Origin of the sequence: Ligilactobacillus sp., assembly GCF_036846325.1 — a bacterium.
In the GTDB taxonomy this organism is placed as follows: Bacteria; Bacillota; Bacilli; order Lactobacillales; family Lactobacillaceae; genus Ligilactobacillus.
In genome coordinates this window covers 20,468-28,078 of the sequence record NZ_DAIUCE010000014.1, presented here as the reverse complement: position 1 = coordinate 28,078, position 7,611 = coordinate 20,468, and the positions used below count along the sequence as shown (strand labels likewise).

General features: G+C 42.8%; 5 protein-coding genes. All 5 read right to left on the bottom strand.

From position 1 onward, the window contains the following. Positions 1-447 precede the first annotated feature (447 nt). A complete protein-coding gene (gene tyrS, locus V7Z60_RS02790; protein WP_334116115.1) occupies positions 448-1,704 on the bottom strand; it encodes a tyrosine--tRNA ligase in 1,257 nt (418 codons plus the stop codon). A gap of 310 nt (positions 1,705-2,014) precedes the next feature. After that, positions 2,015-2,470, bottom strand: coding sequence for a Fur family transcriptional regulator (locus tag V7Z60_RS02785; protein ID WP_334116113.1), 456 nt, complete (start codon positions 2,468-2,470; stop codon positions 2,015-2,017). Positions 2,471-2,674: 204 nt separating this feature from the next. Continuing rightward, a complete protein-coding gene (locus tag V7Z60_RS02780) occupies positions 2,675-3,265 on the bottom strand; it encodes a metal-dependent hydrolase (protein ID WP_334116112.1) in 591 nt (196 codons plus the stop codon). Between the two features lie 26 nt (positions 3,266-3,291). Then, positions 3,292-6,381 (bottom strand): AAA family ATPase, encoded by a 3,090-nt coding sequence (locus tag V7Z60_RS02775; protein ID WP_334116110.1) that lies wholly within the window; start codon positions 6,379-6,381, stop codon positions 3,292-3,294. After that, positions 6,378-7,505: an exonuclease SbcCD subunit D gene (locus tag V7Z60_RS02770; protein ID WP_334116109.1), complete on the bottom strand. Its 1,128-nt coding sequence runs from the start codon at positions 7,503-7,505 to the stop codon at positions 6,378-6,380. Before V7Z60_RS02770 ends, V7Z60_RS02775 begins: the two co-directional genes overlap by 4 nt. Between the last annotated feature and the right edge of the window lie 106 nt (positions 7,506-7,611).

The following is a 7,611-nucleotide window of genomic DNA, read 5'->3' as shown; positions in this document are numbered from 1 at the left end:
AACAGGAAACCCTGCACATTTGCTTATCGAAACTTTGTTCAGTTTTCAAAGATCTACATTCATTGCTTACTCTTGCAAGCGACTTAATTATTTTATCAAAGCCATTCGATGATGTCAAGAATAATTTTGAAATAAGTTTTTTAGAACTTGTTAACGACCTGCGCCGTAACAACATAAATTACTATACTCTGATTGTTATTAATCGTCAACACCTTTTTTAGCCTTCTGTTTACATCGGCAATCCGTCACACTTCAAAAAGCGAATCAAAAATCATTCATCATTATAATAGTTCGTTTTTACATTAAAAGCGCTCCTGTTTTACATCTCTGACGTTATTCCAAGTCAGCATAACACGAAATAATTTTTTTCTTTAGAATTTTCGCATTCTTTTGCTGTTTTATTTTTCAACAAAAAAAGAGCCGGTTAAATCCCGACTCTAAAAAATACTAATCAGTTACGCGTCCAAGGAAATAACGTTTCTTGCCGCGACGCGCAATCACGAACCTGCCGTCGAACTGCTTGCTTGGATCAATCATGAATTCAAGATCCCTGATTCGATCACCATTAATGTAAATGGCACCATTAGTTACATCTTCACGAGCCTGACGCTTTGATTTTTCAATGCCGCTCGCAACCAGCCATTCGACAATGTTTTCCGGCTCCTTGTTGACCGCAACAGTCGGCATGTTCTTAAATCCTTGCTCAATTTCAGCCGCGGTCAAATCTTTGACTTCACCGGAGAACAAAGCTTTGGAAATATGCTCAGCCTGGCGAACAGCTTCCTTGCCATGAACGAATTCGGTAACTTCTTCAGCAAGACGACGCTGTGCTTCTCGCTTTTCAGGTTCCGTTTCAACTTTTTTGGCAAGTTCTTCGATTTCTTCCTTTCCAAGGAACGTGAAGTACTTGAGATACTTGACGACATCTCGATCATCCTGGTTAAGCCAGAATTGATAAAATTCATAAGGCGTAGTCTTTTCAGGATCAAGCCAGACCGCGCCGCCGGCAGATTTACCGAATTTTGTTCCGTCTGCTTTCAGCATCAGCGGAATCGTCAATGCGAATGCCTGCGTATCCGACCCTTCCATCTTGTGAATCAAATCGATTCCGGCCGTGATGTTGCCCCATTGATCGGCACCGCCGATTTGAAGCTGAACGTCATTTTCCATCAGCAGATGATGGAAATCAACAGCTTGAAGAATCTGATAGGTAAATTCAGTGAATGAAATTCCGACCTCAAGACGACTTGCAACGACTTCCTTGTTCAACATCGTATTAATGTTGAACAACTTGCCATAATCGCGCAGGAAGTCAAGCAGACTGATCTTTGAAAGCCAATCGTAGTTGTTGACGATCGTGATATTGTCCTTGCCAAAAAGCTTCTTCATTTGTGAAGTCAAGGCTTCCTCGTTGTGATGAACCTGTTCCATCGTCTGCAATGTCCGTTCCGTTGATCTTCCGGACGGATCACCAATTGAACCTGTTCCCCCGCCAATCAGGATAAATGCACGGTGGCCTGCCAACTGAAACCTCTTGAGCATCATGAACGGAATCAAATGCCCAACGTGCAGACTGTCGCCTGTCGGATCCGTTCCGCAATAAACTCCGACAGACTTTTCATCCAATAGTTTGCTCAAGTTCTCTTCGTCAGAAACTTGATTAACAGCCCCGCGCCATTTCAATTCATCGATTATGTTCGTCATCGAAATTCCTCCTAAAATAAAAATCCCTGATGCCGTCAGACATCAGGGACGAAAATTTTCCGCGTTACCACCCAGATTATCACCGTACTTTACAAAAAACGGCGATCAACTCCAGTCATCGATATCGAGATGAACCGTTCAAACTCCACAATGTAATTCAATCATCAAGTTTGCGCTGATTTTCAGCACCATCAGTTCTCTTGGCCAGTGACCTGACGATCTACTTCGTCGCTTCAATGTTTGTTGTTAATTGATTAAGCATTAACGTTCCAATTGTAGCATATTAACCTTGATTCATCAATTGCCTTGCCTATTTTACTTTTCTGTCTTCCTTGCGCTGACACGCAGGGCAAAGACCCAGAACTTCATATTGGCTGCCAAAAACCTTATATCCTGTATCTGAGGCAGCAGTTTTCTCAAATTGGCGATACGCATCATCAAAAACGTCTTCAATTTTGCCGCAATTCACGCAAATCATGTGATAGTGCGGATTGTCAAAATAGTCATACCTCATATGACCAGTCTGGTCAACCGCAACCTCAATCACAAGTTTCTTCTGCTCAAATAATTGCAAAGTATTATAGACGGTTGCCAAACTGACGTTAAAATCGTTCTTCTTGAGATACTTATAGATTGTCTCAATTGAAGGATGCTCCTTTGATTTCATCAAATAAGCCAAAATCACCTGTCTTTGAGGCGTCGACTTGATTTCATAGTCCTTCAGTTTCTGTGCAGCAGCAACTAATATCTCAGAATCTCTCAACATGGATTTTCCCCTCTGCTATATAAAATGTGAGCAAACATAATCACATGCATTAAACGATTATGTTCGAGAAAGAAATATAGCTTTTCCCTTCCTGATTTATTTAATACCGTCAACACCGGTATTCCCATATCCTAATTAGTAAAGTTAAGGTCATTTCTATGTTAATATTATTGCTCAAACGGTTCTAAAAGTCCACAGGAAACTTCATGTCTTGAGACATAGAACGCGTTTAAGAAATTCGATCGAATACCTTAAGAATTCACCTGTTCTACCGGGAGTCAAACTTTTCAGACTACCGTCATATGCCAGCTTTAATTCCAGCAGAACAATGCATCCCGCTGCCAGAAAAATCAAAAACTCACTCAGCTTTCCTGTACTATAGTACGCAAACCGACCGCCTGATTTAGCTTTATGTTTTGTCAATGGCCAAAACCAATTGACTCCTTCCTTTGAGAAACTGTCCTCTGTCAAATGCAGCAGATATCCGCATAAAATCCAAAAAGGGACAAAGCAGGCTGCCTGAGTGAAATAAAGATTTCTGATCCATACAAAGAATGCATAGACCAACGCTGCGAAAAGAAGTGAATGCGTTCCGCCGCGGTGTCCCAGCGTCTTATTGGTCAACTTGCTGAGAAACTTGTTTTTCTTTCCCATATAAGAACCCGGATGATCTATGTCGGGCAAAAGCGCACCTGCGCAAAAGGCCAGCGCATTCGGAAAATTAAGGTCGCCTGTACAAGACATCAAGGGAATTCCGACTGCCAATGATACCGCCAGATGTGTCTTATATTGCATTTTACAAAAACCTGCCTTCGAACTTTTTAGAATTCGGTCTGATAATCAATCGTGCTGATGCCATCCCTTGACGTTACCCGAATCTGAGCAGGAATCTGCTCTTTAAACTTGTCGACGTGACTGATAATGCCAATCATTCGATCGTTGTTTTCCAAAGACTGCAAAGCGTCAAGAACCGTTTGCAGCGTTTCTCCGTCAAGCGTTCCGAACCCTTCGTCGATAAACATGGCCTCAATGCTGATGCCGCCGTTTCTTTCCTGAATGATTTCTCCCAGTGCCAATGCAAGAGAAAGAGAGAAAATAAAGCGTTCGCCCCCGGACAGCGTGTGAACGGGGCGGTTAACGCCGGCATTATCGTCATAGATGTCAAGTTCCAGCCCCATATTCTTGACGTTTGCCTTAGCCTCGTCATCCAAGATCAGATTATATCTGCCATCTGTCAACTTATCAAGATGAACGTTTGCCACTTCGATTACGTTTCTGAGATAGTTCGCCAGAACAAAGCGTGAAAATCCCGGAGCAATCCCCTTTTGACCATGAAGAACATTATACAAAGACTGCTTTCTCTCGGCAAGCGCCAGTTTTTTCCTGCAGTTCTTCCAGACTTTTTTGGCCTTTTTGCGACACTCCCTGTTTTTTCTCAGCTGATTGTCTGCATGTTGCAAAAGTTCTTTTGCGCGTTCATGTCGTTTCTGTTCATCACGCTGCATCTGTTTCATTTCTTCGATTTCCGGCCGGATCTTCCCGTCAATTTTCTTTTTCCTTGCAGCATATTCGCCCGAAACAGTCGCCTCTTTTTTCTGAAAATCGCTGATTTCACGCTCAATCTCAGCAATCCGATTCTTTTCTCCCAACAAATCGTAAAGCCTTCTGACGGCAATCCCCTTCTTTAAACAAATTGACTCGATTTCCCTTTCATAATCCTGAAGGTTCTTGATTTCATTTCTCAGATCATCGTCTTCCTTTTCAATCAACGCTTTCATTGAGGCGCGCTTTCTTTCAAGTTCAGAGACTTCTTCATCATTTCTTGACTTGTCGTCATCATATTCTTGAACGAACTCATTCCACTGATTCAGTTGTTCCTGCAGCTCTTTTTTGCTTTTGAACTGCTTTGGCAACTGTTTTTCAAGTTCCGCCAAACCGGCATTCCTGCCTGAAATCTTCGCCTGAAGTTCACTGAGTTCCTGTTTCAAAACGGAAACAAGCTCTTTTTCCCGTTCGATTTCCGACTGCAAAGTCCTAAGCTGCACCTCGGCTTCATTTCTTTTCTGCACCATTTCTCTGGCTTGAGCGAGTTTTCCTTCGTTTTCTGCTCTCCTGGCATCGAGATTTTCTTCAAGCACACTGATTTCAATGGCATCATCACCGAGTTCTTGACTGAATGCCGTTATTTTTTTCACGAAAACCGCAGTTCGTTCGCTGAGTTCTTTCGTTTTGGCATCAGTTCTGGCCTTTTTTTCCGAAGCCCTGGCAACCGACTCGTCATGTCTTTTCTTAGCACTTTTTACCTGACTTTCAGTTACTGAAACATTTCTTTCATTATCAAATGCAGGGTTTGGATGCTCCAGACTGCCGCAAACAGGACATGCTTCCCCCGGCTTGAGCAGCCTGGCCAATTCGTTAATCTGAAGTCTGGCCCATTGACTCTGAATATTTTCATAATTCTGCTCAGCTTTCCTTTGAAGCTCTGCTGCTTCAGCATATTCTTTTGCCAAAGTATCTTTTTCACTTTTCAGAGTTTCCAGTTCACGATTCTGCGCTTTACATTCCTGAAGCGTTTTTTCATTTTCAGCCAATTTCTGCAGTTCCAGTTCAAGGCGGTGCTTTTCATCGGCTGAACTGGAACTTTTCTCGATAAAATCAGACAAAGCTTTTTGAGAAACTGCTTTTTGTTCAAGACTTGCTTTTTTGTCATTCAGTTTTTTTGCTGATTTGTCTGCCTGAGCCTGCAATTCAGCAAGTTCAGCCCTTCTTTGTTCGGTCTCGTCGTATATTCCGACCCTCCCCTGCCACAAATTGAAATCAGCCTGCGCCTTTTCTCTTTTTGAAGCCTTTTTCAAAAGGCTTTGCTGAATCTCCAGTGCCTTGACAAGTTTTTCCTTCGTTCCGAAAAATTCGGAATTCTGCTTTTCAATGTCTGCCTTGAGTTCTTCCAGACGTTTTCGGGACGACTTCTTTTTGAAGACCATCGTTTCACAGCCCAAAGCCCAGTTAAGTTCCGCCAGATAATCTGCCTGGCTTTTAATTCCCGGCCTTGCCTGTTCCAGAAATTTCATTTTCCGGCCAACGCTTTCAAATTCCTGGAAGTCCTGCTCAAGTTGTTCGTCCAATGTCATCTTCTTCAATGATTCATTGACTTTTTTCTGCGTTTCTTCTTCAGTTTCCCTGGCTTTGGTGAATTTTTCCTCATCGCTTCTTATTTGCAAATCCAGTGCATCGAACCAGTCTGCGATTGGTTCTGATTCCGGTTCGGTTTCCGAAAAAACCGCCTGCCTTTGTTCGAATGAAAGTTCTTTTTTGATTTCATCACTGTCAGTCCTGGCTTCATCTGCCTGTTTTTTTATTTCAGAAACCCAGTCGTCATAAAAATCAGTTCCAAAAATCTGGCTGAGCACTTTTTCCTTTTCATTGCTGTCCGACATCAGGAATTCTTGGAATTTACCTTGAGGAAGAAGAATAATTTTCCTGAACTGCTCGGCATTTAAATGGAGAAGACTTTCTATTTTTGTGCCAATCTCCTTCAATTTCGTCAGTTCCTCAACGTTTCCGTCTGCATCCTGATATTTAAAATCTGCTTTTTTGACAACGGTGCTCTGACTTTCATAAAAACAACGCATGACATAATATTCTTTTCCTTGATGCGAAAACTTCAATTCAACTTCCGTCTTTTCCTTGGGATCCTTTACAAAGTCGCTGCGAAGCAACAGACCATTGCGGTCCTTTCCAGTTGAACTCTGACCGTAAAGAGCAAAACACATCGCATCAAAAATGGTCGTCTTGCCGCTCCCGGTATCGCCCGTAATCAAAAAAAGCGGCGTTTCACTGAATTTTGTAAAATCAACTTCTTCATCCTTGTAAGGTCCAAAATTCTTCATTTTCAATTTCAATGGTTTCATTGGATTTTCCCCCCGTTTTTCACGGTCTGAAGCGCCCGTTCCATCATTTCGCACTGTTCTTCGTCAGGATCGTCTCCAACGGCATCTTTATAAAACATTTTGAACAGATCCATTTCCGATAATTTTTCAAAATTCTTCAAGCCGCTCTTTTCGCGATTAACACGACCGTTGGCACGTCTTAACTCGATAATCCGCGGATAGCATTTTTTCAGCCGGTTCATCACGTCGATGATTGGAATGCGATCTTCCAGTTCGACCGCAACGTAATCATCATTGGGAATCTGCCGATAATTTTCCGGCTTGATCAGATCTTCGAAGCGTCCTTTGACGACTCGCACGTCGTTCAACGGTGACAGTGGTCTATAGTCAATTGTTTCCGAATCGGTATCGACAATGTAGACTCCTTTTTGATCTGACGTTTCAGAAACCGAGTATTTTAAAAGCGAGCCGCTGTACTTGACCCTTTCTGATCTTGATGCATGATGCTGATGAAGATGTCCCAGAGCAACGTAGTCAAAACAGTCCAGCTCATCCGTTCCGACTGCATCGAGTCCGCCGACTTCGCTTTGGGTTTCAGAATCGGTTTTCAAGGAACCAACAGCAAAGAAATGCCCCACGAGCACATGCCTGCATCCTTTCTTAAAGTGTTCCTTCATCAGGGAAACGATCCGCCTGACGCATTGATCAGCACTTTTGAGCGTTTCGTCTTCCAAGAATCTCCTTGCTTCGCCGATTTCAAAATAAGGCATCAGGAAAAACTGTACTCCAGACATTTCAATCGGTTCTATTGCCTGCTCAATCTTCGTATGCAGATAAAAAGAAGTTTCCTCAAACCATTCCGAGCCCGTTGAAAGACGTTCGGCAGAATCATGATTCCCGCTGATGGCCAATAGAGGAAAATTGTCCTCCAGATTCAGTTTCTTAAGCATCCCGTTGACCATCCGGACGGAATCTTCGCTTGGCATCCCGCGATCGTAGATATCGCCTGCAATCACGATTGCGTCAACTTTCTCGTCAATGGCGGTTTTTTCCAGTTTTCTCAGTGCGTCGGCCTGTTCTGCACTCAAGTCGTAGCCATGCAGCCTGCGACCAATGTGCCAGTCCGCAGTGTGTAAAAATTTCATGCCTGAAACGCCCCCTGATCATTCGTTTAACCGATTATAGCACAAAGAATGTATGTTCGTAAAACGTTAGTGCGAAATATTCTTCCTGTATTTTTTTGAGAAAACA

Bases quoted from the DNA above. Each gene is read 5' to 3' on its own strand.
- tyrS (WP_334116115.1), bottom strand. From the start codon at position 1,704: ATGACGAACATAATCGATGAATTGAAATGGCGCGGGGCTGTTAATCAA.
- V7Z60_RS02780 (WP_334116112.1), bottom strand. From the start codon at position 3,265: ATGCAATATAAGACACATCTGGCGGTATCATTGGCAGTCGGAATTCCC.
- V7Z60_RS02770 (WP_334116109.1), bottom strand. From the start codon at position 7,505: ATGAAATTTTTACACACTGCGGACTGGCACATTGGTCGCAGGCTGCAT.
- V7Z60_RS02775 (WP_334116110.1), bottom strand. From the start codon at position 6,381: ATGAAACCATTGAAATTGAAAATGAAGAATTTTGGACCTTACAAGGAT.
- V7Z60_RS02785 (WP_334116113.1), bottom strand. From the start codon at position 2,470: ATGTTGAGAGATTCTGAGATATTAGTTGCTGCTGCACAGAAACTGAAG.